Source organism: Micrococcaceae bacterium Sec5.1 (genome assembly GCA_039636795.1).
Lineage (GTDB): Bacteria > Actinomycetota > Actinomycetes > Actinomycetales > Micrococcaceae > Arthrobacter.
Genome location: CP143430.1, coordinates 855283 through 880606 on the forward strand (window position 1 = coordinate 855283; position 25324 = coordinate 880606).

At 61.1% G+C, this 25324-nt stretch carries 21 protein-coding genes and 2 tRNA genes; 15 read left to right on the forward strand and 8 right to left on the reverse strand.

Annotated elements, in window-relative coordinates; all coding sequences use genetic code 11:
- The first annotated feature begins 52 nt into the window (after positions 1 to 52).
- From VUN82_04165 to VUN82_04185, 5 genes are all read left to right on the forward strand, one after another.
- The gene (locus VUN82_04165) at positions 53 to 2218 is read left to right on the forward strand and encodes a RecQ family ATP-dependent DNA helicase (GenBank protein ID XAS73058.1); all 2166 of its coding nucleotides are present in this window, start codon (positions 53 to 55) and stop codon (positions 2216 to 2218) included.
- Positions 2219 to 2409: 191 nt separating this feature from the next.
- A complete protein-coding gene (locus VUN82_04170) occupies positions 2410 to 3843 on the forward strand; it encodes an MFS transporter (GenBank protein ID XAS73059.1) in 1434 nt (477 codons plus the stop codon).
- 140 nt (positions 3844 to 3983) lie between these two features.
- Entirely contained in the window at positions 3984 to 4361 is a 378-nt protein-coding gene (locus VUN82_04175) for a hypothetical protein (GenBank protein XAS73060.1), read from the forward strand.
- Between the two features lie 113 nt (positions 4362 to 4474).
- The gene (locus VUN82_04180; protein XAS73061.1) at positions 4475 to 4684 is read left to right on the forward strand and encodes a hypothetical protein; all 210 of its coding nucleotides are present in this window, start codon (positions 4475 to 4477) and stop codon (positions 4682 to 4684) included.
- A 181-nt stretch (positions 4685 to 4865) separates the two neighbouring features.
- Positions 4866 to 5213, forward strand: coding sequence for a hypothetical protein (locus VUN82_04185; GenBank protein ID XAS73062.1), 348 nt, complete (start codon positions 4866 to 4868; stop codon positions 5211 to 5213).
- Positions 5214 to 5250: 37 nt separating this feature from the next.
- Here VUN82_04185 and VUN82_04190 read toward each other — a convergent pair whose 3' ends face one another.
- From VUN82_04190 to VUN82_04200, 3 genes are all read right to left on the reverse strand, one after another.
- A complete protein-coding gene (locus VUN82_04190) occupies positions 5251 to 6909 on the reverse strand; it encodes a polysaccharide deacetylase family protein (GenBank protein XAS73063.1) in 1659 nt (552 codons plus the stop codon).
- A gap of 377 nt (positions 6910 to 7286) precedes the next feature.
- Positions 7287 to 7374, reverse strand: a tRNA-Ser gene (locus tag VUN82_04195).
- Positions 7375 to 7518: 144 nt separating this feature from the next.
- Positions 7519 to 9792: a prolyl oligopeptidase family serine peptidase gene (locus tag VUN82_04200; protein XAS73064.1), complete on the reverse strand. Its 2274-nt coding sequence runs from the start codon at positions 9790 to 9792 to the stop codon at positions 7519 to 7521.
- A 60-nt stretch (positions 9793 to 9852) separates the two neighbouring features.
- Between VUN82_04200 and VUN82_04205 the strand changes: the two genes are divergently transcribed.
- Positions 9853 to 11838 (forward strand): FAD/NAD(P)-binding protein, encoded by a 1986-nt coding sequence (locus VUN82_04205; protein ID XAS73065.1) that lies wholly within the window; start codon positions 9853 to 9855, stop codon positions 11836 to 11838.
- A 169-nt stretch (positions 11839 to 12007) separates the two neighbouring features.
- Here the strand turns inward: VUN82_04205 and VUN82_04210 are convergent, their stop codons facing one another.
- On the reverse strand, positions 12008 to 12793 hold the full coding sequence (locus VUN82_04210; GenBank protein XAS73066.1) for a VOC family protein: 786 nt from the start codon (positions 12791 to 12793) through the stop codon (positions 12008 to 12010).
- Between the two features lie 201 nt (positions 12794 to 12994).
- Positions 12995 to 13085: transfer RNA gene (locus VUN82_04215), tRNA-Ser, on the reverse strand.
- 102 nt (positions 13086 to 13187) lie between these two features.
- On the opposite strand from VUN82_04215, the gene VUN82_04220 reads away from it, so the two are divergent.
- The 7 genes from VUN82_04220 to VUN82_04250 all read left to right on the forward strand — a co-directional run bounded on the left by VUN82_04220 (position 13188) and on the right by VUN82_04250 (position 19576).
- The gene (locus VUN82_04220; protein ID XAS73067.1) at positions 13188 to 14171 is read left to right on the forward strand and encodes an NAD(P)H-quinone oxidoreductase; all 984 of its coding nucleotides are present in this window, start codon (positions 13188 to 13190) and stop codon (positions 14169 to 14171) included.
- Between the two features lie 62 nt (positions 14172 to 14233).
- Complete coding sequence (locus VUN82_04225; GenBank protein ID XAS73068.1) at positions 14234 to 14776, forward strand: PadR family transcriptional regulator; 543 nt, start codon at positions 14234 to 14236, stop codon at positions 14774 to 14776.
- Between the two features lie 153 nt (positions 14777 to 14929).
- Positions 14930 to 17242 (forward strand): carbon starvation CstA family protein, encoded by a 2313-nt coding sequence (locus tag VUN82_04230; GenBank protein XAS73069.1) that lies wholly within the window; start codon positions 14930 to 14932, stop codon positions 17240 to 17242.
- A complete protein-coding gene (locus VUN82_04235; GenBank protein XAS73070.1) occupies positions 17239 to 17439 on the forward strand; it encodes a YbdD/YjiX family protein in 201 nt (66 codons plus the stop codon). Before VUN82_04230 ends, VUN82_04235 begins: the two co-directional genes overlap by 4 nt.
- A gap of 74 nt (positions 17440 to 17513) precedes the next feature.
- Positions 17514 to 18155 carry a bacterial proteasome activator family protein gene (locus VUN82_04240; GenBank protein XAS73071.1) on the forward strand — a complete coding sequence of 214 codons (642 nt, stop codon included), beginning with the start codon at positions 17514 to 17516 and terminating at the stop codon, positions 18153 to 18155.
- 8 nt (positions 18156 to 18163) lie between these two features.
- Positions 18164 to 18616 (forward strand): hypothetical protein, encoded by a 453-nt coding sequence (locus VUN82_04245; protein XAS74602.1) that lies wholly within the window; start codon positions 18164 to 18166, stop codon positions 18614 to 18616.
- Between the two features lie 120 nt (positions 18617 to 18736).
- Complete coding sequence (locus VUN82_04250) at positions 18737 to 19576, forward strand: aldo/keto reductase (GenBank protein ID XAS73072.1); 840 nt, start codon at positions 18737 to 18739, stop codon at positions 19574 to 19576.
- 108 nt (positions 19577 to 19684) lie between these two features.
- Here the strand turns inward: VUN82_04250 and VUN82_04255 are convergent, their stop codons facing one another.
- From VUN82_04255 to VUN82_04265, 3 genes are read right to left on the reverse strand one after another with little or no spacing between them, the layout of a single operon-like run.
- Entirely contained in the window at positions 19685 to 21109 is a 1425-nt protein-coding gene (locus VUN82_04255) for an amidohydrolase family protein (GenBank protein XAS73073.1), read from the reverse strand.
- Positions 21102 to 22079, reverse strand: coding sequence for an acetamidase/formamidase family protein (locus VUN82_04260; GenBank protein XAS73074.1), 978 nt, complete (start codon positions 22077 to 22079; stop codon positions 21102 to 21104). The genes VUN82_04255 and VUN82_04260 overlap by 8 nt, the downstream gene beginning before the upstream one ends.
- A gap of 12 nt (positions 22080 to 22091) precedes the next feature.
- Positions 22092 to 23153, reverse strand: coding sequence for a branched-chain amino acid transaminase (locus VUN82_04265; GenBank protein XAS73075.1), 1062 nt, complete (start codon positions 23151 to 23153; stop codon positions 22092 to 22094).
- A 372-nt stretch (positions 23154 to 23525) separates the two neighbouring features.
- Here VUN82_04265 and VUN82_04270 point away from each other — a divergent pair, with 372 nt between their 5' ends.
- Both VUN82_04270 and VUN82_04275 read left to right on the forward strand, forming a co-directional pair.
- A complete protein-coding gene (locus tag VUN82_04270; protein XAS73076.1) occupies positions 23526 to 24413 on the forward strand; it encodes an ABC transporter permease in 888 nt (295 codons plus the stop codon).
- Entirely contained in the window at positions 24410 to 25324 is a 915-nt protein-coding gene (locus tag VUN82_04275; protein ID XAS73077.1) for an ABC transporter ATP-binding protein, read from the forward strand. Before VUN82_04270 ends, VUN82_04275 begins: the two co-directional genes overlap by 4 nt.

Below are 25324 nucleotides of genomic sequence, written 5' to 3' on the forward strand. Positions count from 1 at the left end.
ATAGCCGCGACCACCGGTTCTGGCTGTCAGGGGCTGCTGGAATACTGGATCCATGGCCAACAACTCCCCAAATGCTGCTGTTTCCGTGGAATCCCCTACCCGCCAGAAGGCTTTGGCTTGTCTTCGAGAGCTTGTGGGGCATCCGGAAGCAGACTTCCATGACGGCCAGTTCGAGGCCATTGAGGCATTGGTGGACGCCGGGCGCCGTGCGTTGGTGGTTCAACGCACGGGTTGGGGAAAATCCGCCGTCTACTTCGTCTCCTCATTGTTGCTGCGCCAACGGGGTGCGGGTCCCACGCTGATCGTGTCTCCTCTTCTCGCGCTGATGCGGGACCAAGTGGCAGCGGCCGCACGGGCGGGAGTCCGGGCAGTGGCCATCAACTCGGCCAACGCGCTTGAGTGGGATACTGTCCTGGCCCAGTTGGCAGCTGACCAGGTAGACGTTCTCCTCGTGTCGCCCGAGCGCCTCACCAATCCCTCGTTCAGGGAGAACCAGTTGCCCGAGCTGATCCGGAGGACCGGATTGCTCGTTATTGATGAGGCCCACTGCATCTCCGATTGGGGCCACGACTTCAGACCCGATTACCGGCGCATCGCGGATCTCATTGCCCAACTGCCCGAGTCGGTTCCAGTCCTCGCCACCACGGCTACCGCCAACTCCCGTGTGGTTCACGATATTGAGGAACAACTCGGAGACGGAGTGTTGACCATCCGGGGTGCACTGGGCCGCGAGTCACTGCGGCTCGGCGTTCTCAACTTGTCCGACTCCCGGGATCGCCTGGGCTGGCTGCTGACGCACCTGGCGGACCTCCCTGGCAGCGGAATCATTTACACGCTGACCGTCTCAGCCGCAGAGGACACTGCCCGGCTTCTTTCCGAGGCTGGACACAATGTCTTGTCCTACACCGGCCGCACGGATCCTGCCGATCGGGAGCGGGCAGAGCAACTCCTCAAGGACAACCAGGTCAAGGCGCTTGTGGCCACCTCGGCATTAGGGATGGGATTCGACAAACCCGACCTTGGGTTCGTGATTCACCTCGGAGCGCCGTCCTCGCCGGTTGCCTATTACCAACAGGTTGGCCGAGCTGGCCGAGGCGCAGCCAACGCCGACGTCCTGTTGCTTCCAGGCTCCGAGGACCGGGAAATATGGCAGTATTTTGCCACCGCATCCATGCCCTCAGCAGAAAAGGCCGACGCCGTCTTGAGGGTGCTTGGTGAGGCGAATTCGGCCATGTCCACGGTGGCGCTGGAAGCCCGCGTGGACCTTCGGCGCACGCCTCTGGAACTCCTCCTCAAGGTCCTGGCCGTTGACGGGGCAGTTGAACGCGTGGGCGGCGGTTGGCGGGCGACCGGACGGTCATGGAGCTACGATGCAGAGCGATACGCGCGTATTGCGGAAGCGCGGGTGGATGAGCAGGATTCCATGGTGGTTTACCAGGACACCGCAGGTTGTCGCATGGAGTACATCACCTCGGTGCTCGACGACGAGACCGCCGCCCCTTGCGGCCGTTGTGACAACTGTGCTGGACGCTGGTTCCCAGTGGACATCGCAGCTGCCGCGGTTGATGCAGCAGGCCAGACGCTTCGTCGAGCCGGGATCGCCGTGGAACCGCGGCTCCAGTGGCCCAGCGGGATGGACAGGCTGGGTGTGGGAGTCAAAGGCAAGATCAAGCCGGACGAAAGCATTTCCGAAGGCCGTGTCCTGGCAAGGCTGACAGACCTGGGTTGGGGTGGTGCGCTCCGCGAGCTCTTTGCCGCCGGAGCACCCGATAGGGCCGTGGACCCCGCTATGCTGCAGGCCTGCGTTCAGGTGCTGCGCGAATGGTCGGGGGCCGACGGTGGAACTGCCTGGAGCGGGGTGGGGCGCCCGGCAGCCGTTGTCAGCATTCCCTCAAGGAGCAAGCCACAACTTGTGGACTCCCTGGCGCAGGGAATCGCGGGCATAGGGCGGATGCCATACCTGGGTCAACTGCAGCCAGAGCACGGTGGTCCCACAGGATCACGTGGCGGCAACAGCGCTTACAGGCTCGCGGGAGTATGGGACCGTTTGGCCGTCGGCCCGGAACTGGCACAGGCCCTGGCAGGCATTGGTGACCAGCCAGTGCTCTTGGTGGATGACCTCATCGACAGCCGCTGGACAGTGACCGTTGCGGCGAGGGCGCTCAGGCGGTCCGGAGTAGGTGCCGTGCTACCGCTCGCCCTGGCCCAGGCGGGGTAAGGCGCGCAGGCGGGATAGCGCGGAGGCGGGGTACGGTGCGAGCGGGAAACGCTCAACCGGGATAGTGCTTCAAGGCAAGGCAGTGCGCTGAAAAGCGTCATGTTGTGAACGCTCCCACCGTGCCTCTATAGGATCGAGCAAACACGCCCGCCTGCTGCTGCGGGCCACCAGACAAGACTTGGACCGGAGCCATGAGCACAAACCCGAGCAACACCGACGTCGAAGCGGCCAATGAAACAAGTTGGCGCCCGCGCTTGGCGCTGCTGGTGGCGGCAACGTTCTTCATGGAGTTTCTCGACGGAACTATCCTCACCACGGCCATCCCCAGCATTGCGGCCGATTTCCGGGTGGCGCCTGCTGATATCAACATCACGATGACCGCCTATTTAGTGACGGTGGCTATGGGGATCCCGTTGAGCAGTTGGCTTGCCGAGCGGTTCGGCGCCCGCAGGATATTCTGCCTGGCGATATCGGTGTTCACTATTGCCTCCCTTTTCTGCGCAGTAAGCACCGACTTGACCATGCTGACGTTGAGTCGGGTGGCGCAGGGCGTGGGCGGCGCCATGATGGTTCCTGTGGGCACTCTGGTGGTTTTGCGGGGCACGCCCAAATCCGAGCTTCTCTGCGCCACCGCCTATTTGGTATGGCCAGGCCTCCTTGCCCCCGTTTTGGCTCCCATGGTTGGCGGCGCGCTCACCACTTTCCTGTCGTGGCACTGGATCTTCATCATTAACGTGCCCCTCGGCCTGGCTGCCTTCATTGCGGCACTGAGGTTGGTTCCGCGGACTCAATTTGATGCCAACCGCCGACTTGACTGGTTTGGCCTGTTGCTGACTACCTTGGGCGTGGGTTCCCTTGTGGTGGGACTGGAGACGCTGGGTGGACACGCATCCAATGTGCTGGCTGGTGTGGTGGTGACTGCCGGCGTGGTGTCCCTGGCTGGCGCCGTCTGGTGGATGAGCAAAGCAAGGGTTCCGCTGTTCAACCTCAGCGTATTTGGAACCAGGACTTTCAGGGCGACATCCACGGGCGGGTTCATTTACCGGCTCACCATCAGCTCGGTTCCGTTCCTGCTGCCTCTCATGTTTCAGGATGGATTTGGCTGGGATCCCTTGAAGGCCGGAGTTATGGTCGCCGCAGTCTTCGTGGGCAACATCGGGATCAAGCCGGCCACCACACCCCTGATAAGGCGCTTCGGGTTTAAGCCGGTGCTCGTCTTTGCATCGTTCGCGTCAGCCGTGACGTTTGCCTTGTGTGCGTTCCTTAATGCCCAAACACCCGAGCCCCTGATTTTCGCTCTGTTGCTGCTCAGCGGTGCCTTCCGATCCATCGGATTCTCCGCTTACGCCTCCGTGCAGTATGCCGATATCGTCCCGGGGCAGCTGCCCTCGGCAAACGCTATCTCCGCCACGCTCGTACAGTTGGCGGCTGCGGCAGGTATCGCCGTGGGGGCCTTGTTCCTGAGGCTGTTCGAGACAACGGATGTGCTCGGGGCGGACCACGTGGCGGCCTACAAGGGGGCCTTCATAGCCATGGCTGTCCTCATGCTGGTCAGCACAGTGGACAGCCTGACCCTGCACCGACACGCTGGCGCGGAAGTCAGCCACGGAGCCAAGCGGGGGTGACCTGGCGCAGCTACCCCCTGGAGTTAGTCCGCGAGGGTAGCAACCGCAGCGTCCACAGAATTGACAACGGAAAGTCGGTCCCGTTCCCCGCCACAACGAGATCACTGCCAAGAAATTCATCGAGCAAATTGGAGAATGACATGAAGCTCAGCGCGAAAGCTCAGCGCTCCGGCGGCCGGTGGGCAATCGAGGTACCCGAAATTCAGGGCCTCTACACGCAGGCAAAGCGCCTGGAACAGGTGGAAACGATGGTCAAAGACGCGGCAGCGCTGATGACGGGTCGTCCAGAAACAGACTTCGTCGTGGAAGTAATCCCCGAAGTCGACAAGTCGACGATGGAAGCAGTGGAGGCTGCCAACGAGTACGCCAAACAGGCTGCGGAAATGCAACGGAAGGCCACTGAGCAGGCCCGCTTTGCCGCGACCGCGATGAAGGCCTCAGGAATGACCGTTCGCGACATCGGGTCCATCATGGGAGTCTCTTTCCAACGGGCGAGCCAGATCCTCAAAGGCTCGTAGCTGGCCGGATTGGGCAGCGCTTCGACGCCGTGCATGGCGTCGTGTGAGGAATGTTGCATTGCCGTAACACGCGTTTTCAACTACTGTCAGGATCTAACGAGACGAGGTGAACGATGAGCGATATCAGCGATTGGGATGACGATCACAAGCACTCGCACACATCCTCATGCGACCACCAGCGCGCTCGCTCTCTGGACGTTGGCCCGGCGCGGGAAACCCCTGAGCAGTATGCGGAGAGAGTCGATACCATTACCAACGACCCTCACCGCATCGAGAAGCGCAAGCACATAGCTGCAGCTCTCACCGTACCGCGTCGCCGCTAGACCTTTGCTTGAACTAGTCGAAGCCGAGCATAAGCATCGTCAGTTCCTACACCTATTCTGGTGCGGTCCCATACCTTTTCGTGAAGCGAAACATCGCCGAACACCGCATCCAGAGCAGTACGCGATCGAAGTCCAATCCATCGTTCGCAACCTTCGCCCCCGTGCGAAGTATCCGGAGAGAATGCACATCTGCTACCTGGATGAGTATGAACTCGTGAAATCCGTCGCCTGGGCCAGGTTCGTAGGGTCTACGGATGGACACCATCGTGCATCGTTCTACGTACTCGCCACACACCTGCTGTTCACTCGGCAGGGCGCCGGACAACAGACGTACACGCACGTGATAGGCGATCTTATTGAGCTGGCGCAAGACGCGTCGGACTTCAAGTCTCTGACTGTCACTGCACTCGTTCATCCGGACAATGTCGCATGTAGGACGCTTCTTACACACAATCATTGGGTGCATTCGGACATGGACGTGGACGGGCTGCACGAGGAGTGGGCCCTCGTCGTGAAGGTCCAAGACTAGCCCTGGCGAGCCATTCGTTCACTGGTCCGCCTAAGGGTCACACCGCATACAGGTGTGCATTGGTGGTGGTCGCGTCGATGCTCACCTTGAGGCTGGTTAGATCATTGGGGATCGTGGCGGGGTGCCTGAGCTGGAGCGTGCCACGGGCCGGGATCGTGTGGGTTTTCGTGGACTCGCCCACCATCGATGTCACAGTTGCTCCAGCAGCGCCCGTCACCGTGGCCGTGAGCTCGCGCGTGGATCCGGGTATGTTCTGCCGGTACTGCGGGTACAAGATGGTTGCCGAGTAGGGGTTGCCTGAGGTTGCGGTGAGGATGTCGTCACGGTGACTTGTGGAGCTGTCAGCCACGGCAAGCCCGGACTTCGTCAGGACCATGACGTGGCCGGCGTCGCGCGCTGCATCGAGGTAGTCCATGGTTGCTGTGAAGTCAGCCAGAGACATATACCCGGGGGAGCCGATGTTGTTGGAGTGCCACATCATCACGACGCCGACCTTCCAGTCCCGTGATCGGTCAATCAGCGTTTTGGCTGCGGTGAGGGTGTAGGAATCGACGCTGTAGTGGATTTGGCCGTCTCGGAGGACGCCGTCGATGGGTCGGTAGTAGGAATCCATGAAGTACCCGGAGGCGAGTGCGTGATATGCCGAGATGAGTGACCCTGCGTACGTGTCGGTCCAACCGGCGATGGTGTCCGAAGGCATGTACCCGTCGTAGGACATGGCCGAGCCGCCTGGGGGTGCGAAACAGTCGATCGGAATGCGTGGCATTTTTACCCGGAGTGTCTGCAGGGCGCCGATCAGGGTGGTTTCGATGGCTGCGTCGCCTGTTGCATTGAGATGGTTGGAGCCGTGATTCCACACTTCGCCGCCGCTCTCGATGCAGTATTTTTGCATTGTCGTGAACTCGGACGGATCAATCGGTGTCCCACAGATCGACTCTGAGGTTGAGACGCGAGTGAACGGAAGTCCACGCTTTACTAGTTCCGGTAGGACCCTGGTACGAAATTCCACTGGGGCGTCGTCGAAGCGGAGGGCAATAGCACCGTTACCGTTGGTGCCTATCCGGCCACCTTTGCGAGCAGTTAGCCGCTGTTGAAGGATCGAACGACGAATGGGACCGGGATCGTTGGAACCAACGCCGTCGGCTGGCGCCCACGCCTGATCTGCACCGGCGAGGGTGCGGGCTCGTTTGAACTCAATCGGTGCGACGTCGCCATCCTCCATTGAGGTGAACGTTTGAATGCTTCCGTCGCCGACGGGGAACTTCACGAAGATTCCGGGCCGTTCGCGTGGCAGACCTAGCGCGCGGGCGACCACTACATTGGACACGACGTAGACGCCGGGGGCAATCGTGGCGAGGTCGGCGGTCGAGGTGAGTGCGGTGTCGTGCCAGAATATTGAGCTGGGCACCTCTGTCCATGCTGACGTGAGACCGCTGAGTCGGGACTGAAGGAACAGTCTGGTGCCAGACACTTCAATGGACTGGTAGATGCGAGTGAGCGCACCCGAACTACCCACCGACACCGTAGTAAGAGCGCCAGGGCGAGAACTGGGCAGACCTAGCCTCTCGGCGATCCTTCCATTGGTAACCCCATAGACACCAGACTTGAGGGCGTCCATGTCGTCTGTGGCTGCCAGCGTCCGCTGGTAAAACGACGCGCCAGCGAGCAAAGCAGCAAGCGCCGCATTCATTGCCATGGCAAGAGCATTGACATCGCCAGCATCAGGTCCACGTTCGGCTCAATGATTGGCAGGCTGTAGGGCGGCAAAGATGAAGTCACGTTGGTCCTTCCAGGGGCATGACAAAGGCCCCGACTGGTGATCGGAGCCTATCAAGACGTGAGAGTCTCGTGTCAGATAGTGGTGTCGAACTGTTGGTGTGTCTGTGGCAGAGGCTCAAGAGCCTGCCGCTCTTGGTCTGTCAGCCCGTATGGAACTGCCTTGTTGTACCGCTCAAGTGGTGTGAGTGGTCCGTGTGGGTGCCACGCCCGTGGTACCGCTTGATTATGGGAGGTTTCGCGGAGCAGGGGGTCTTAAACGCAAAAGGTCCCGGTTCGAAAACCGGGACCAATTCGCGGAGACGGGGGGATTTGAACCCCCGGTGGAGTTGTGCCCCACACTTCATTAGCAGTGAAGCCCATTCGGCCGCTCTGGCACGTCTCCATTTGCTATTGCTAGCCCACCAAGGATACGCAGAACGTGCCGTCCAGTGCAAAACCGCCTTCGATAAGCTGCCCATTTCGATGCCTCGCTGCCGGACATGCCGTTCGCACGGCATAGCGTGCAGCGAGCCATCGAAATGGAACGTCAGTTGCTCCCGGCCAGCACACGCCAGAGGAAGTGGTTGCTTCGCGCTTGGAGTGCGGCGGCCTGCCTGTTGTCCGAGGCGCCCGCATGCCCGCCCTCGAGTGCCTCGTGGAACCAGACATTCGGGATACCCATTGCCTGCATCCGCGCTGCCATCTTTCGGGCTTGGACGGGGCCTACCCGATCATCCGAGGTCGCAGTCCAAATGAAGGTTTCGGGGTACTCGACGCCGTCATGAAGCAGGTGATATGGCGAGAAGGTGCGGATGAACTCCCACTGCTCGGGCACGTCGGGGTCTCCATATTCCGCGATCCATGAATATCCTGCGGAGAGTTTGGTGTAGCGGCGCATGTCCAGCAATGGCACGCCGCAGGACACCGCACCGAACAATTCGGGGTACTGGGTCAGCATGTTGCCCACCAACAGCCCGCCATTTGAGCCGCCCACGCAACCGAGTCGACGGCGGCTGGTCACGCCGCGGGAGATCAGGTCCTGTGCCACGGCGGCAAAGTCTTCGTAGGCGCGGTGCCGCCTTTCCTGCAGCGCGGCCCGGTGCCATGAGGGTCCGTATTCGCCGCCGCCACGGATGTTCGCCACAACATATACGCCGCCGCGTGTGTGCGAGCCGGGACCGTCAGCCAAGGCAGCAGCGGAAGTGCGGCGCTCCAGCCAAGCCCTGCCAATGGTGCCACTGTAGGCGGGGGTGCGTGAAACTTCGAAGCCGCCATAGCCGGAAAGCTGCGTAGGATTCTGTCCATCGAGGACCAGGTTCTTGGATGCCACCTGGAAGTAGGGGACTTTGGTCCCATCCGCCGAGACCGCGAAATGTTGTTGGACCTCATAGTCACCATCGTTGAAGAACGACGGGGAACGCTTTACCACCGCATGCTGGCTCGCCACGCCTGCAGTCGGGTTGCCGGATGAAGCCACGCCGGATGAAGGAACCTCGCCAGCGCTGAGGGTGCCGCGGGTGAGGGTAGTGGGCGTAGTGAAACCCGTGGCGACCAACCAGTAGTCATTTCCCGCCCCGAAATCGTCTTCGTCGTCCACGGCATACGCATTGACGTCGTGAAGCGGCGGGCACGCGTCCAGTACGGTGGCGACCCAGCCGGCGTCGGAATCCACACGGGAAGGGTCCAGCACCCTGATTTCGGAAGAGACGTCGCGCAGGAGGTTGAGCAGCAGATAGTCCTTGGTCCAACTCCATGACTGCAGCGACGTGTGATCATCGGGGGTAAACAGCACCACAAATTGCCGCGATCCAGCCAAGTAGCCCTCGAAGTCCGCGGCGAGCAAGGAACCGGCTGGGTAGGTAACGCCGGAAACGTCCCAGTCCTTCTGAGGACGGAACATCAGCCACTCTCGGTGGGCGCTGATGTTCACGTCGGTGGGCGCGTCGATCGCAACCCACGAGTCGTCGCGAAGCAGCCACGTATTGCGGTTGTAGAAGTCGATGTAATCTACGGCGAAGGTCCGTTCGAAGCCCGGGGTTGAGTCGTGGGCCACGATGGCCAGCATGTGGTCTTCGGGGATGTCGAAGATCCGCTCGGCCTGGGCAAGGGATTGGCCGCGACGCAGTTTCACGCCGGTCCGGGCGTACGAGGAGGTGGTTGCAGGCAACCCCTCTGCCGTACTGGAGACCAGCAGCGTGTCCGCATCCAGCCAACTCACGTTGCCTTTTGCCGTGGGCAGATCGAATCCGCCAGCGGCAGGGTCAACAAAGGTGCGGGATTCGACGTCGAACTCGCGGTGACGGTTGGCGTCACCACCATCGGGGGACAGCGAAAGCATCGCGAAGCGGTACGTGCCCCCGTCCAAAGGACGGAGGAACCCGGCTCCATGAAACACCCACTCGACGCCTTCCGCGGCGGCGAGGGCATCGATATCCAGCAGTATGTCCCATTCGGGTGCCTCGGAAACGTAGCTCTCCCAGGTTGTTCGCCGCCAAAGACCCTTGGGGTGCTCCTGGTCCTTCCAGAAGTTGTAGTAGTAATCGCCGCGCTTGTTCACCATGGCAATCCGGTCCGTCGAGTCCAGGACCTCCAGAATGCCGGCTTCAACCGCTGCGTAGTCTGTGTCCTCCAGCAAATCCTCGGTTCGCGCGTTTTGTTCGCGGACCCAGGCCAGCTGTTCTTCGCCGTGAATGTCCTCCAACCACACGTTCTCATCCGTGGGTTCGGGTGCAATGGTCGCAGCATGGCGAGGCCCGGACTTGGTCTCCGGATCCGTGTCATTGTCAGGAAGGGGCGTCTGATCAGCTTCTGTGGTGGTCATCGCCCCATCCAAGCAACACTTTTCAACTGGAAGCAAGTCACGCAGAAGTTAGGCTTGAGCGTGGCTAAATCGCAAATCAATCGTGTTGCCCTCATTGGGGCCGGCCCCCGGGGCACAAGTGTCCTTGAGCGGTTGCTCGCGAATTGGGCTGCGGGGGCCACCAGCCGCGCAAACCGGACCGATACACAGTCCCGCACACTGCACATCCACGTTGTGGATCCTTTTCCTGCCGCGTCAGGCCATGTGTGGCAGCCGGAGCAGTCCAGGCTGTACCTGATGAACACGCAGGCGTTCTATCCGACGCTCATCCCTGAAGACCCCAAGCTCGCGCCGCCCCTCGCAGGCGGTTCCTTCGACCAGTGGCGCGCTGCCCGACGTCGTGATGGAGAGGGCCTGGACGATGCCGAAAAGGCGGAGTTGGCCACACTCGAGTCCCACGATTTTCCCAGCCGGGCGCTCTACGGACGGTACCTGCGGCAGACTTTGGCAGAGCTGCTTCAGCGAATACCCGACGGCGTGGAGGTCACCTTCCATGACACGTCGGCCGTAGCGGCACGCCCGGTCCCGGCCAGCTCAGGCATCACAACTGGGCAAGCGTTCGACGTCGAACTCGCCGACGGCTCTACGCTCACCGTCGGCTCCGTGGTCCTCGCGCTGGGGCATATCGAGTCCCGTTTGAATCCCGAGCAGCGTTCGTTCCAACGGGCGGCCGATGAACACGGCCTCCTCTATTTCCCGCCTGCACCGCCGGCCGACGTCGACTGGCAGCGGGTGCCGGATAACGAGCCCGTCCTGGTGCGTGGGATGGGACTGAATTTCTTCGATGTCATGGGCCAGCTGACTGAGGGGCGCGGGGGCAAGTTCGTCGAAGCCGGCGTACCGGGAGCCGGAGTTCTCGAGTACCGGCCCTCTGGCAGGGAACCCCGGATCATCGCAGCGTCCCGGCGGGGCACCCCGTATCGGGCAAAGGCCGGCCTGACAGGGTATTACCCCCGCAGCATCACCATGCGTTATCTGACTGAGGCAGCGGTGGACCGTTTCAGAGCAGCCGGTATCCAGCCCGGATTCGACCATGATCTTTGGCCACTGCTGCACCGCGACGCCCTGTGGGCCTATTACTCCACCCTGGCAAGGTCGCAGCCTGCCGCTATTCGCGATGCGGCGCAGTTCCTCGCAGACCTCGTGGATGCTTTGCAGCCCCACGCCCACACCACTGCCAAGTGGGAAAGCGATGTCGCAGCCTTGGTGGACAAGCATGTGGTTGCCTCCCGCCGACTCAATGTCCGCGGGCTCGCTGCGCCGTTGGCCGGCCGGACGTTCGCGTCCCGCCGGGAACTGGATCTGGCCGTAACGGCATATCTTGACGACGATGCACGACGCTCCGCACTGGGCGAAGCGGATCCCGTGAAAATGGCAATTGGCGCCCTGCACACTGGCAGGGCGATCCTGAAGTCCGTTGTGGCTGATGGTGGTATCACGGACGAATCGTGGGTCGCTGAATTGCGCGGATGGTTCGAATCGTTCGTCGAAGGCCTTGCAAGCGGGGCGCCGGCACTGCGTTCGGAGCAGCTGGCTGCTTTGGCGCGTGCCGGCGTCGTTGGTTTCGTTGGGCCGGACCCGAAATTCAGTGTGGATAGAAGCGCCAAGGTTTTCCGGGCGGTCTCGCCGTGGGTCCACGACAAGCCAGCCGAGGCGCCCACTTTAATTGAAGCGATGTCGCCGGCCAACCGGGTGGGCATGAATATTTCTCCGCTCCTGGAACAACTCATGGCCGACGGCCTTGTCCGAACCAAAATCATGATGAGCGCCGAGGGTACGCCGGTGCAGACAACCGGACTGGATGTGGAACCGCACCCGTATCGGCCTGTGGCGTCCAACGGCTCTGTGACCCGGGGGATGTATGTTTTGGGCCTGCAATTGTCGGCCACCCAGTGGGGAACAGCCATTGCCGCGGAGGCGCGTCCAGCGACAGGGAAGGCCTTCGCCAGCGGCCAGCGAACCCTGCGGGATGCGGACGAAATCGCTAGTAGCATTCTGGAAAGCTAGCTGCTTTTGCTGCACATCTGGTTCGCTATAAGGAGTTCCAAGCGCGGCTCGAGAAGGACGCCAAGCGCGCGGAGGAACCCGAGCTGGCTAAGAAGTAACGGGCCCTGCGCGGATCCTGCCGGCTGCGTCTGGTCGGGAGGCAGCCGGCAGGAACCGGGCGTTCAGTGGTTTAGCTGGCTGGCGTCATATTCTGGATCACCTTGAAGACGGCACCTGTAGGGTCCGACAACGTGGCCAACCGTCCAAAGGGAGTATCTTCTGCAGCTTCCATAACGGTAGCGCCCAGGGCTGTGGCCTGTTCCACGGTGGCGTCGGTATCGTCAACCGCGAAATACACGCTCCACATGGACGGAACCTGCTCCGGAAGGAAACCGCCAGCGTCCATAATGCCGGCCTTGGCATCGTCACCAGCGCCCAGAGTGGTGTAGCGGAACTCCGGGGTATCGCTCATGACCGCAGTATCCCAACCGAAGACGTTTTGGTAGAAGCTGACGGCCGACTCGTAGTCCTTCGCGAGTAGCTCGTGCCATGCCGGGGCACCGGACTCTGCGGCGACCTCATAGCCCTTCATTTCACCGAACTGCCAGGCTCCGATTGAGGCACCTGAAGAGTCGCCATACATGGCCATGCTGCCCTGTTCGGGAACATCCATGGGCTCGAGGTAGACCTGGCCTCCGTTGGCGGCAGCGGCCTCGGTGGTGGCTTTGATGTCGTCTGTGCGCAAGTAGGTTGACCACACATCCGGCATGGCACCCATGTCTTCCTGCTTCTGCATGATGCCCGCAACCATGCGCCCATCTTTGGAAGCTGTGATGTAGCCGCCGTACTTCTCCTGATCGCCCGTCTGGTAAGTCCAGCCAAAGAGTGCGCTGTAGAAGGACTTGGCTTTTTCCGTATCGGATGTCATCAGATCAATCCAGCACGGTGCGCCGGTGGTGATGTCAGGCGTAGGCATAAGTGAGGCTCCTGTGTTTGCTCCGCGGCGAAAGCCACGGCTGTTTGTCGGCGGTTGTGAGGACAAGCAGAACACTATGCGGGGGCTATGACAGTTTCAATGATTTTCTGGGTGTCAGTTCTCAGATCCGGATGAGAGTCCAACATCTGGCCCCGGTTTTAAGCCAAAAATGCCCCGGGTTCGTGAACCCGGGGCATCTGCTGGCGGAAGGTAAGGGATTTGAACCCTTGGTACGGGGTTACCGCACACTGGTTTTCAAGACCAGCTCCTTAGGCCGCTCGGACAACCTTCCCTGCCTAGTAGTGTTTCATAGGGAGTTGGCTGTTCCAAAACATCACGTGCTCCAGTCCCTGCCCCGGGCCTGGATGTACAAGCAAGAAACCGGGAGTTCGTCATGAAAGCCGTCTTTATTTCCGAACCAGGCGGACCCGAAGTCCTCGAAGTCCGTGACGTACCGGCACCGGTGCCGGGCGAGGGCGAAGTACTGATCGACGTCGTAGCTGCTGGCCTCAACCGTGCCGACGTCCAGCAACGCCGTGGCTTCTACCCACCACCGCCAGGGGCCTCGGAAATTCCCGGACTGGAGGTATCCGGCCGCATCGCCGCGTTCGGGCCAGGAGTCACCAAAGCCTTCTCAGTGGGAGACAAAGTAGTGGCGCTGTTGTCGGGCGGGGGATATGCCCAGCAGGTCGCCGTGCCCGCAGAGCAAGTACTGCGACTTCCCGACGGCGTAGACCTGGTCACCGCTGCGGCACTGCCCGAGGTGGCGGCAACCGTGTACTCGAACCTCGTCATGACGGCCCAGCTACAACCCGGGGAGACTGTGCTCATCCACGGCGCCACCGGCGGCATCGGCACCATGGCCATCCAGCTCGCCAAGGCGTACGGGGCAAAGGTAGCCACCACCGCCGGCTCTGACGAAAAAGTTGGCACAGCAAAGGCCTTCCTCGGTGCCGACATCGCCATCAATTACAACGAGGAAGACTTCCCTGAAAGCCTCAAGGCTCAAAACGGAGGCAAAGGCGCGGACGTGATCCTCGACGTCGTGGGCGCCAAGTACCTGCAACAGAACATCGAAGCCCTCGCCGACTACGGCAGGCTGATCGTCATCGGCCTGCAGGGCGGAAGCAAAGCCGAGATAAATCTGGGGCAACTGCTCAGCAAGCGCGCCGCTGTGATCGGCACGGCTCTTCGGCCCCGGCCGGTGGCCGAAAAGGGCATCATCATGTCCGCCGTACGGGAGTCCGTGTGGCCCATGCTCGCAGATGGCCGCATCAAGCCTCTGGTGGCCAAATCATTTCCGCTGGATCGGGTCCGCGAGGCACATGAATACTTTGATTCCGGAGAGCACGTAGGAAAGGTCCTCCTGCTCCTCTAACAGTCACAGCAGCCCCTTCCACGCAGGACGTCCGCCAACCACCCCCAGTAGCGAGGAGCCTCATGTCCATCCGGCACAGTCTGCTTGCCCTGCTTCAGGACCAGCCCCGGTATGGCTATGAGCTGCGCGTGGAATTCGAGGACCGCACGGGTGCTGCCTGGCCACTGAACATCGGTCAGGTGTACACCACGCTGGACCGGCTTGAGCGCGATGGCCTTGTCAGCAAAGACGGCGACGACGGCGGCGGCCACGTGGTTTACAGCATCACTGACGCCGGGGTCGAGGAAGTTGCGGCCTGGTTTGAGGGAGCCGTTGACCGCGACAACCCGCCGAGGAATGAAATTGCGATCAAGCTTGCGCTCGCCGTGACACTGCCGGGCGTGGACGCCTCGGCTGTCATCCAGTCCCAACGCGAAGTTTCCGTTCGCGCCCTGCAGGAACATACGCAAACGCGGAAGGCCGTCTCAGCCAACCAACGCTCCTCAGACACCGCATGGCTCCTGGTGCTCGATTCCCTGATCTTTCAAGCCGAGGCGGAAGTGCGCTGGCTGGATCTTTGCGAGGCGCGCATGGTTCAGTCGCAGGGCAACAGAGGGCTCAGTTAGTACGCCCACCGCAGGGGTACTACCGCTTATCGCAGGACCATGGGCGTTCCGGTGTCACCTGCACGTTCTGTATGTCCTCTTTGTTAGCGTGCCCTGACTGTTCAGCGCACCCGCGGCCACCACCGCAGCAGTTCTCAAGGAGGAGACACGGGCATGACCCCTGACCATACAGAACCTGACCAAACGGAACTTGACCGAACAGAACTTGATCGAACAGAAGAAGTGAAGGGCGCCGATCGTACGCTGCCCCCAACCGCCGTGGACGAGTCTGTTCTGGAGGCCGATGACCGAAGGTGGACTCCGGCGAGGATCGCAATCTGGGCGGCGATTTCCCTGCTGGGGGCCGTGGCCTGGTTCATGCTGGCATTGGTCCGCGGAGAGACCGTCAATGCCATCTGGTTTGTTTTCGCAGCCGTGTGCACCTACCTGATCGGCTACCGCTTCTACTCGAAGGTTATTGAACGGTATCTCCTCAAGCCCAATGACCGCCGCGCCACTCCGGCCGAATACAAGGCCGACGGCAAGGACTACGTCCGTACTGACCGCAACGTCTTGTTTGGTCACCACTTTGCCGCCATTGCAGGCGCGGGACCGTTGGTGGGTCCGATCATTGCAGCACAGATGGGCTATCTCCCCGGCACTATCTGGATCATCATAGGCGTCGTTCTTGCCGGTGCGGTGCAGGACTACCTGGTCATGTTCTTCTCCATGCGCCGTGGTGGCCGCTCGCTGGGCCAGATGGCCCGTGAGGAACTCGGTGTCATTGGTGGAACTGCGGCGCTCGTGGCAACGCTGCTCATCATGATCATCATCGTGGCCATTCTTGCCTTGGTGGTGGTCAACGCCCTGGGTGAAAGCCCGTGGGGCGTGTTCTCGGTGGGCATGACAATTCCCATTGCACTCTTCATGGGCGTCTACCTGCGTTATCTTCGTCCGGGCAAGGTCATGGAAGTCTCCATCATTGGCTTCGTTCTCCTGATGGCAGCCATTATTGGTGGCGGTGCCGTGGCTGGCACCGAATGGGGCGCGGCCTTCTTCCACCTGGACAAGGTCACCATCGCCTGGGGCCTCATCGTCTACGGTTTCATCGCGGCCATCCTGCCTGTGTGGTTGCTCCTTGCGCCGCGTGACTACTTGTCTACGTTCATGAAAATCGGCGTGATCGTGATGCTCGCTGTCGCCATCATCGTGGTTCGCCCGGAAATCAGCGTCCCGGCGTTCAGTGAGTTCGCTGGCCGTGAGAACGGCCCGGTCTTCTCCGGGGCGCTCTTCCCGTTCCTCTTCGTCACCATCGCCTGTGGTGCCTTGTCCGGTTTCCATGCACTCATCTCGTCGGGAACCACTCCCAAACTGATCGAGAAGGAACGTCAGACCCGCTTCATCGGCTACGGCGGCATGTTGATGGAATCCTTCGTGGCCATCATGGCGCTGGTAGCTGCCATTTCGATCGATCGCGGCATCTACTTCGCCATGAACGCGCCACTGGCACTTACGGGTGGCACGGTGGAATCCGCTGCGCAGTGGGTGAACAGCCTTGGCCTGGCCAACGTCAACATCACTCCTGACCTTTTGGCGCAGACTGCCAAGGACGTGGGAGAAGAGAGCATCATCTCGCGTTCGGGTGGGGCCCCTACCTTGGCGGTCGGCCTGGCCCACATCATGCAACAGTTCATTGGTGGGCCGGCAATGATGGCCTTCTGGTACCACTTCGCCATCATGTTTGAGGCACTCTTCATTCTGACGGCCGTTGACGCCGGAACCCGCGTGGCGCGCTTCATGCTGCAGGACTCCATCGGCAACTTCGTGCCCAAGTTCAAGGAGCCCGCCTGGCGTCCGGGCGCTTGGCTGTGCACGGCCATCATGGTGGGAGCCTGGGGCGCCGTACTGTTGCTGGGCGTGACGGATCCACTGGGCGGCATCAATACGTTCTTCCCCTTGTTCGGCATCGCAAACCAGCTCCTGGCCGCAATTGCCCTGGCGGTGTGCATGGCCATCGCGGCCAAGCGCGGGGCCTTCCGTTACCTGTGGATCGTGGCGGTCCCCTTGGCCTTCGCGGCCGTCGTCACCATTACGGCCAGCTTCCACAAGATCTTCTCGCCGGTTCCGGCAGTGGGCTACTTCGCCAACAACCAGGCATTTGCGAAAGCCCTGGCAGATGGCAAAACGCAGTTCGGGACGGCAAAGACTGTCGCAGCCATGGAAGCGGTGGTCCGCAATACTGCGATTCAAGGCGTGCTTTCGGTCATCTTTGTCGCTTTGAGCATCATTGTGATCATCACTGCAGTGGTGGCGACAGTCAGGGCTTTCCGTGCCGGTGGCGGGAAGGACCACGAGGATCCGGCCTTGCCGTCCAAGGTCTTTGCCCCTGCCGGGCTGATCCCGACCTCCGCAGAGAAGGAGTTGCTCGCTGAATGGGACGCCTTGCCGGCCGGGCAACGGACAAAAAAGGCGGGGCATCACTCATGATTTCCATGGCAAAGGGCTTTAAGGGCTTTCGAGGTTTTGCCGCGTACATGAGCTCACTCATGGGCGCAGACGCTTACCGGAAGTACCTTGAGCACTTCAGGTCCACGGGCCACTCCGGTCCTGCCATGACAGAACGCGAGTTCTGGCGGGACCGGATGGACCGGCAGGACAGCAATCCCCAGGGCCGATGCTGCTGAAGTTTCGCTACGAACGAAGTCCAAAATCCGGTCCTGGACCCTGGTTCCCGTAAACCGCATGAGAGTATGAACGGATGAGCGATCTGAACGACATTCAGCCCACGGATGAGGCTTCGGACGACACCCCCGTGGAGGGAACCACCTTGGAGGAGGGCACAGTCGCGCCCGGCGAACAGCAGCCTGGCAAGGGAGTCCCTGTCAAGGATGGCAAGCCCAGGGGCGCGAACCTCCAGGAACTCGTTGACGAACCGGCCAAGGTAATGAGGATCGGGACCATGATCCGCCAGCTCCTTGAAGAGGTGAAGAGTGCGCCGCTGGACGATGCCGCCCGGGGCAGGCTGGCAGAGATTCACGAGCGCTCCATCAAGGAACTCGAGGATGGATTGGCTCCGGAGCTCATCGAAGAGCTGGAACGCATCAGTCTTCCTTTCCCCGATGAGAAGGCACCATCGGATGCAGAGCTTCGTATCGCCCAGGCCCAGCTTGTCGGCTGGTTGGAGGGCCTGTTCCATGGCATCCAGGCTGCTGTAGCGGCACAGCAGGCCGCCAAGGCACAGATGCAACTGCGTCAGCTTCCCCCGGGAACTGTCATTGCGCCTGGTATTGTCATCGGCGAAAATGGTCAACCCCAGCGGGCCGCTGCACCGGGTGCGCCCGGCGCCGTGCCCCAGGGCCGGCCCGAAGATCCGGACCATGGCCCGGGCCAGTACCTCTGAGCTTGACTGTGGGTTTCTTTGGGGCCGTCCGGCAAGGGCGGAAGGACGATCTTGAGCTGGGTAAGGGGCTCTGGCGCCGCGCCCACGATCGCTTTCACCGCGGATTGGACCGGTACCACCAGGTCCTTGAGGGCGTCGAAGACGACCAGCTCTACAACGAGCTCGTGGAGATCGCGAATGAGCTGGCTGAGTTGTCTCCTCGTGTAAGGATCATCTGTGTCGAAGCCCAAAAGAGGGCGCCGAGCGATGGCTTGGACGTTCCTGGTTCACTCGCCGGTGTTCACCGCGCTCTGTCCAAGGCTGGAAATTCCTTGGCCACTACGGCAGAAGCGGCAGCCATGCTTCGGCTCGCCGTTGGACCCGTACCGGTGGGCGCATTGTCCGTTAGGCGCCGGGCAGAGTCGGTCTTCGAGCAGGTGGCCGACGCCGAACGCCAACTGCAGGCGCAAGGGATCCAATAAAGGAAGCGTTTGCAAATACTGGCGCTCGCCTGTATTTGCAGATTGCAAGCAGTTAAGCGGATAGCTGATCTCTGTAATATTTGGTGCCTCAGGCAACCCTTTGCTGGCAGGATGGCACACATGACTTCGTCACCAACACTTACTTTCAACGACGGCAACACCATCCCCCAACTCGGCTACGGGGTGTGGCAAGTTGAAGACGATGTAGCCGAAAAAGTTGTCCGGCAGGCATTCGAAGCGGGCTTCCGCCACATCGACACCGCAAAGATTTACGGGAACGAGTCTGGTGTAGGCCGCGCCATTGCTTCCTCTGGCCTTTCTGCCGAAGAAATCTTCATTACGACCAAGCTGTGGAACGCCGACCAAGGCTATGAGTCCACGCTGGCCGCTTTCCAAGAATCCATGGACCGCTTGGGCCTTGAGACCCTGGATCTCTACCTCATCCACTGGCAGCAGCCCAAGCAGGACAAGTTCGTGGATACCTGGAAGGCCCTCATTGAGCTGAAGAAGCGCGGCCGGGTCAGGTCCATCGGTGTTTCTAACTTCACGGTTGAGGGACTGCAGCGCATCATCGATGAAACCGGGGTTGTTCCGGCCATCAACCAGGTGGAACTTCACCCGTTCTTCAACCAGGCCGAACTGCGCGCGTTCAACGCCTCCAAGGGCATCCTGACGCAGGCTTGGTCGCCGCTTGGCCAAGGTGGGGAATTGTTGGAGAACGCCACAATGGCCCAAATCGCAGCCAAGCATGACGCCACCCCGGCCCAGGTAGTCATAGCTTGGCACCTGGCCATCGGCAACGTCGTGATCCCCAAGTCCGTTACGGAGTCCCGTATCCCGGAGAACTTCGCCGCCTTGGACGTCAAACTGAACGAGGCCGACGTCGAGGCAATCAATGGCTTGGACCGCGGTGCCGAAGGCCGCATCGGCCCCGACCCGGCGGTTTCCGACTTCGCCTAAGCCCGAAGCCTGAACCAGGTGCCCCGCTCCCTTACCTGGGGCGGGGCACCTGCCGTTAACGCGCGACGTCGGTACTCGCCTGGCCGCGCGCGGCACCTCAAATCCGCGTCAGCAAGCCGGGCGGTTGAGCACGTCGCTGGACACTCGTTGTTTGAGGAGTGAGCCATCAGGACCGGTCTGCAACTTCCGGTCTTCCACCATGACAGTTCCGCGGAGTACGGTCATGCTTGGCCACGCCGCCACCTGGTAGCCCTCCCACGGCGTGTAGTCCGCCTCGTGGAGGTCGGATGCGGTGATCCGACGGTCCACGGTGGTGTCCAGAACTGCCAGGTCCGCGTCGCTGCCAATGGCAATCACGCCCTTTTGTGGGTAGAGGCCGAGGATCTTCGCGGCATTGGCAGAGGTGATGTCAACGAAACGTGTCAGGTCCAAGCCACGCTTTGAGACGCCCTCTGTGTACGCCACTGCCATGCGCATCTCCACACCGGCGTGACCCCCGGTTGCGTCCAGGATCGTCTTTCCGCGCGTCTTGACGTCGAGGTCTGTGCAGACGCCGTCAGTCGCCAGCGTGCTGAGCGAGCCCTCCAACAGCGACTCCCACATCGAATCCCGGTCTGTTTCAGACTTCAACGATGGATAGGTGTGATAGATGGCGCCGTTCTTCTGCCGGTAATCCTCAGCGGTGAAGTAGGCGTAGTGCGGAAGGATCTCTCCATAAACAGCTTGGCCGCGTCCCCGGGCCTCGCGGATTGCATCAACGCCCTCACGGGCACTGACATGCATCAAATAGATCGGGGCCCCAACATGATGAGCCAGCGTGATGGCGCGCTGGAACGAGAGCTTCTCGGACAAGTTGTTGTGGGCATGGTGCATGTACTCGATGCCGATCTTGCCCTCGCGCTGCAACTTCTTGTAGGAGTACATAACGATGTCATCGTCCTCGGCGTGCACGGCAAGCATGGCTCCAGCAGCCGCGGTCTGCTCCATCAACCCCCACATGTTGCCCAGATCGGTTTTCTGTTTGGGCCGCGTCGGCGTCGTATTCGTCATCCACACCTTGTAACTGCCATGGCCCCCAGCTACCGCGTCGGGGATCTGCTCCAGGACCTCGAAGGGGATTTCGGGCTCCTTGAATGTTCCGTGCAGCGCGTAGTCCGTGTAGGTGGAACCGGCCCATTCGGCCGATTTCCGAGCGAACGACTCAGATAGTTCGTCGCCTGGCTTCCAGTGGGCGAAGTCCACCAGTGTGGTTGTGCCGCCATAGATGGCGCCCTCGCTCACGCGGTCAGGGCCGAAGCACATGATGCCGCTCTCGGCCGCGGTGGGAAGCACCGAGTTGGTGTGTACGTGTGGGTCGACGCCGCCGGGAACCACCAGCTGACCTTTGAGGTCCACTACCCGCCGGGCTTTGTCGGGCGTGCCAACTCCGGTGGCGCGCAGGGACACGATCTTGCCTTGGGCTATGCCGATGTCAAGGCGTTCGGCACCCGAGGGCGTGACGACCAATCCATTGGTCAGGAGGAGATCAAACATGAGAGGCCTGCGCATTCGTAGTGTCGGGAGTTTCCAAGGAGAAGGGTTCAGTGCTGAAATAGCGGGAGGCCAGCGTGACCTTGGCCGAGACCCGGGCGTTGACCAGCTGTGAAACGGACACGTCCGCGGCGGCGCTCAGCAGCATTGCGGTCTTCTCCCGCGACCATTGCCTGTCGGTTTGGAGCAGTTCCAGCATGTCGTCCAAGGCGAGCCTCGCCGCCTCATCCAGAGTGTCGCCGTCGCCAATTGTGATGACTGAACCGCCGCTGAGGACCACCGGCCGCTGGCTGCCGGTGGCCGATTTCGCTGCAGCTGGAAGTGTGGAGCGGGGAACGACTGTGCAGGAGAGCCGCACGCTGCCTTCGACCTCGACCGCCGTCAGTGAGCACTCGCCATCACCCTGCGCGGCGTGCAGGTCACCGGCGTACAGCATCGCCTCGGCTACTTGGACAGGGATCACGACGGCGGAACCTGCTGTTACGTCCTTGCAGTCCATATTGCCGCCATGGATTCCCACGGTGCTGGAGTTCGGGCCGGCGCCCACAGGTGCCACTCCGATTTTCCCCACCATGGGTCGGACAGGAATGGTTGTGTCCTCGTCGAACACAACATGCCCGTCCACGATCTCCACTACGTGGCCTGCCCGCCCGAGGCCATCAGTGAACCCGCCGCGTCCTGGCAGCGTCACCATCGCACCGCGACGGTCGATCCTGATTTCGTGAATGTCTATTCGCAAAATATCGCCCGGATTCACTCCGCGGACGGCGATCGGACCCGTGACAGGGATAGAGAGCTTTTCGTACTCCCCGGTCTCTTCGAAGAGGTCTCCGGTGAGCAGGCTGCGCGCTTCCAGCCAGAAATGCTCGCCTTGGTCGACGGTAAGTTCTGGTTCGGCTGCAGACTCAAAGAAGAGTGACGCGTTGCCAAATCCGACGCGCGGCACTTTCTGCAGCGTCTTCGTTTCGTTCATTGGTGCCTCCATTCAGGACGGGTAGACGGGGATAGCCCATTGCTGGTCCTGGGCGACCTGTCCTATCACTGCCCTCCGGTAAAGGTCCTGGAGGCTGCGGGTGAGGTCCCCGGCGGTTCCCTTGCCGATAGTGGTGCGGTCAACCGAGGCAACATGATTTACCTCTGCAGCACTGCCGCAGACAAAGACTTCGTCAGCTGAGTACAGTTCTGTGCGGTCGATGGGTCGGACGTCAACGTCCAGGCCCAATTCGGTCCGGGCAAGGTGCAGGACGCTGTCCCGCGTGATTCCCTCAAGGATGCTGTCGGTGACGGGGGGAGTGCATAACCTTCCGTGGCGGACCATGAAGACGTTGTAACCGGCGCCTTCAGCCACATGCCCGCTGTCGGTGAGAAGCAATGCCGCGTCATAGCCGTTTCGCTTGGCTTCCAACAGGGCCAGCCTCCCGTTCTGGTAATTGGCAATGGACTTGACCCTGGGTGGCATGGACCGATCGGAAAGGCGGGCCCAACTGCTGATTTGCACATCCAGGCCGGTAGCGCCGAAGTAGTTGCCCATGGGAATGGCTGCCATAAAGACTGTGGAGGGACCCGTGTCTTCCGGCTTGCCATCCTTGGAGTCGACGAATACCTGTGCCCGCATATGGAGATTGCCCCGCAGATCGTTGGCGCGAATGAGTCCAAGCAGCTGATCGCCTAGCTGGTCGATGTCCTGCGGGCCGTCAATTTCCACAACCCGCATGGAATCAATCAGCCGCTTCATATGGTCGGCCACCCTGAAGGCGTACAGTTGCTGATCCTCCTCGCTCCAATAGGCGCGGAAGCCCTCAAATACTCCGACGCCGTACTTCAGCGATGTGCTCAGCACATGGAGGCGGGCATCGGCATAGTCCACCAGCTCGCCGTCGTGGAGAAGGTACTTCACAGGCTGGGCTGGAGCTGGCTGCCGAGTGGCAACTGCGGCTGTTGCTTCTTGAAAGTCGTCCATTGTAGGTTCCGTTCCTCGTTCATCTGCGCTGGCGGCTTCATCTGCGCTGGCGGCGTCGACAGCAGCCAGCTTCATCTCAAGCGGCACTTAATCACTATATTGAAGTCACTTGGCGGCGGTGTCAATGATCCGCACGTGTCTTGTGGCGCACCTCTGGGCTCGCGTAGTCGAAGGAGTCGCAATCACCGAAGACTCTGCCATCCGGGCTCGCAGCGGCGCCAATCCGGCGATTTTCCAAAAAAGGAGTGCAATTCGTCACACTTGGCGCTACAGTCAAATTCAATAAAGTGATGAGACTTTGATATGAGGCTCTGGCCCGTCAAGGTCCGAACAGGAGCTGAACATGCACCAGCCACCGGTCCGCAGTCAGGACGATCTTCAATACATTGTGAGTGGGCTCAACCGGAGCAAGCCCGGGGATTGCCTCTCAACCACGCACGGACTCCGCGAGGAGGCTCCATGAGCATTCAAGGTCTTCCGCGCACATCGCCCGGCCTCCGAGTCACCGGGTGGGCCCGCCGGGGCCAGAACCTCTTGATGAACCGGTCCAGCACCATCATGGTTGCCCTCGCCGTAACCATCATTGTGGGGTTACCGCTGATGGCTATAGTGGCTCCGCTGCCGCACGACCCGCTACGTCCGGATACAGACGCCATTGGTATTGCACCCAACGGAACCCATTGGTTCGGAACTGATGGAAACGGCATGGATATTTTCTCCCGCACCATCGAGGCCGCGAAGCTTGACCTGCCAGTTGCGCTCGCCGCCACAGCGTTGTCGCTGGTGGTTGGCGTTCCTTTGGGTCTGTTCGCAACCAGCGGCAAGCTCGGCGATGTCATCATGCGCGTCATTGACGCCTTCGCAGCCCTTCCGATCATCGTGATCGCCGTGGTCTCCATCAAGCTCATGGGCGGCGGGCCCACGGATGTGGTCCTTGCGATCGCTATCGTGGCTGCGCCCAGATTTGTGCGACTTTCCCGCGCTGCGGCCCTGGCACTTCGGTCCGCACGCTATGTGGAGGCTGCGGCAGCGATTGGTTGTTCACCCATCCGCATCGCCTTCAACCACATCTTCCGCAACGCTTATGGTGTGGTCCTGGTGCAGGCAACGCTTACCGCTGCCAACGCGCTCGGAACCATTGCCGCATTGAACTTCCTTGGCGTAGGCGTGAAACCTCCCACACCCACGTGGGGGGCAATGATCAACGACGGTGTCAGCATGCTGATTCGCGGGGAATGGTGGGCTGCTGCCTTTCCCACCCTTGCGATGCTCCTGGCCATTGGTTCACTCAACGTGATCGCAGGGGGAATCGAAACCAAGATCGAGCGAGTGGAAAGGGCACGATGATGACAGGACTCCACGTACAGGACCTCGTGACCGAGTTCCACTCGCGGGGCGGCGTAACGCGGGCCCTGCACGGTATTTCCTTCGATGTCGGCGCCAACGAAGTCGTAGGCATCGTGGGCGAGTCGGGATCAGGGAAGTCCACTGTGGTGCGCTCGGTAATCAAGCTGCTGATGCCTCCCGGTCGTGTCATGGAAGGTACTGCCGAATTCCATGGCCAGGATCTGATCCGCTTACCGGAGCGTCAAATCCGCCATATCCGCGGCAAGGAGATCGGCTTCGTGGCGCAGAACCCCTTCAGCGCACTGAACCCCGTTGTCCGCATAGAGAAGCAGTTCGCGAACATTGCCAAGGCCCACGGGCTGAAAGCGGACGGTGAATTACGTGGCCGTGCGCTCGAATTGTTGGCTTCCTCCGGCGTCAACGAACCCGAACGCGTTATTCGTGGCTATGCGCACGAACTCAGTGGCGGCATGGCACAGCGCGTCGTCATCGCCATGGCGCTGTACCTCAACCCGCGCCTGGTCATTGCCGACGAACCGACGACGGCGCTGGACCTCACTGTGCAGCGGCAAGTGCTGGACACGCTCACGAGGTTGACGAAGGGGAGTGGCCGATCGATGTTGATCGTCACCCACGATCTTGGAGTGGTGGCCAACTACTGCGATCGCGTCCTCGTGATGTACCGCGGCCGGATTGTTGAACATGGTCCTGTGTCCGAGGTTTTTGTCCACCCAAAGGATCCTTACACCGTGTCCCTGCTTGATTCTGTCGTGCAGCCGAAAGCCGCTGTACAGCCGAAAGCCGCTGCGACTCCCACAGCAGAGCCAGGAGCCGAGAGGCCTGACGGCACACAGCCGAAGAGTGCCGACATAACGAAACCCACCGTTCTCTCCCCGTCCAGGAGTGCCTAG

Excerpts from the sequence above, each read along its gene's own strand:
- VUN82_04165 (XAS73058.1), top strand. The coding sequence starts at position 53 with ATGGCCAACAACTCCCCAAATGCTGCTGTTTCCGTGGAATCCCCTACC.
- VUN82_04170 (XAS73059.1), top strand. The coding sequence starts at position 2,410 with ATGAGCACAAACCCGAGCAACACCGACGTCGAAGCGGCCAATGAAACA.
- VUN82_04175 (XAS73060.1), top strand. The coding sequence starts at position 3,984 with ATGAAGCTCAGCGCGAAAGCTCAGCGCTCCGGCGGCCGGTGGGCAATC.
- VUN82_04180 (XAS73061.1), top strand. The coding sequence starts at position 4,475 with ATGAGCGATATCAGCGATTGGGATGACGATCACAAGCACTCGCACACA.
- VUN82_04185 (XAS73062.1), top strand. The coding sequence starts at position 4,866 with ATGCACATCTGCTACCTGGATGAGTATGAACTCGTGAAATCCGTCGCC.
- VUN82_04190 (XAS73063.1), bottom strand. The coding sequence starts at position 6,909 with ATGGCAATGAATGCGGCGCTTGCTGCTTTGCTCGCTGGCGCGTCGTTT.
- VUN82_04200 (XAS73064.1), bottom strand. The coding sequence starts at position 9,792 with ATGACCACCACAGAAGCTGATCAGACGCCCCTTCCTGACAATGACACG.
- VUN82_04210 (XAS73066.1), bottom strand. The coding sequence starts at position 12,793 with ATGCCTACGCCTGACATCACCACCGGCGCACCGTGCTGGATTGATCTG.
- VUN82_04220 (XAS73067.1), top strand. The coding sequence starts at position 13,188 with ATGAAAGCCGTCTTTATTTCCGAACCAGGCGGACCCGAAGTCCTCGAA.
- VUN82_04225 (XAS73068.1), top strand. The coding sequence starts at position 14,234 with ATGTCCATCCGGCACAGTCTGCTTGCCCTGCTTCAGGACCAGCCCCGG.
- VUN82_04230 (XAS73069.1), top strand. The coding sequence starts at position 14,930 with ATGACCCCTGACCATACAGAACCTGACCAAACGGAACTTGACCGAACA.
- VUN82_04235 (XAS73070.1), top strand. The coding sequence starts at position 17,239 with ATGATTTCCATGGCAAAGGGCTTTAAGGGCTTTCGAGGTTTTGCCGCG.
- VUN82_04240 (XAS73071.1), top strand. The coding sequence starts at position 17,514 with ATGAGCGATCTGAACGACATTCAGCCCACGGATGAGGCTTCGGACGAC.
- VUN82_04250 (XAS73072.1), top strand. The coding sequence starts at position 18,737 with ATGACTTCGTCACCAACACTTACTTTCAACGACGGCAACACCATCCCC.
- VUN82_04255 (XAS73073.1), bottom strand. The coding sequence starts at position 21,109 with ATGTTTGATCTCCTCCTGACCAATGGATTGGTCGTCACGCCCTCGGGT.
- VUN82_04260 (XAS73074.1), bottom strand. The coding sequence starts at position 22,079 with ATGAACGAAACGAAGACGCTGCAGAAAGTGCCGCGCGTCGGATTTGGC.
- VUN82_04270 (XAS73076.1), top strand. The coding sequence starts at position 23,526 with ATGAGCATTCAAGGTCTTCCGCGCACATCGCCCGGCCTCCGAGTCACC.
- VUN82_04275 (XAS73077.1), top strand. The coding sequence starts at position 24,410 with ATGATGACAGGACTCCACGTACAGGACCTCGTGACCGAGTTCCACTCG.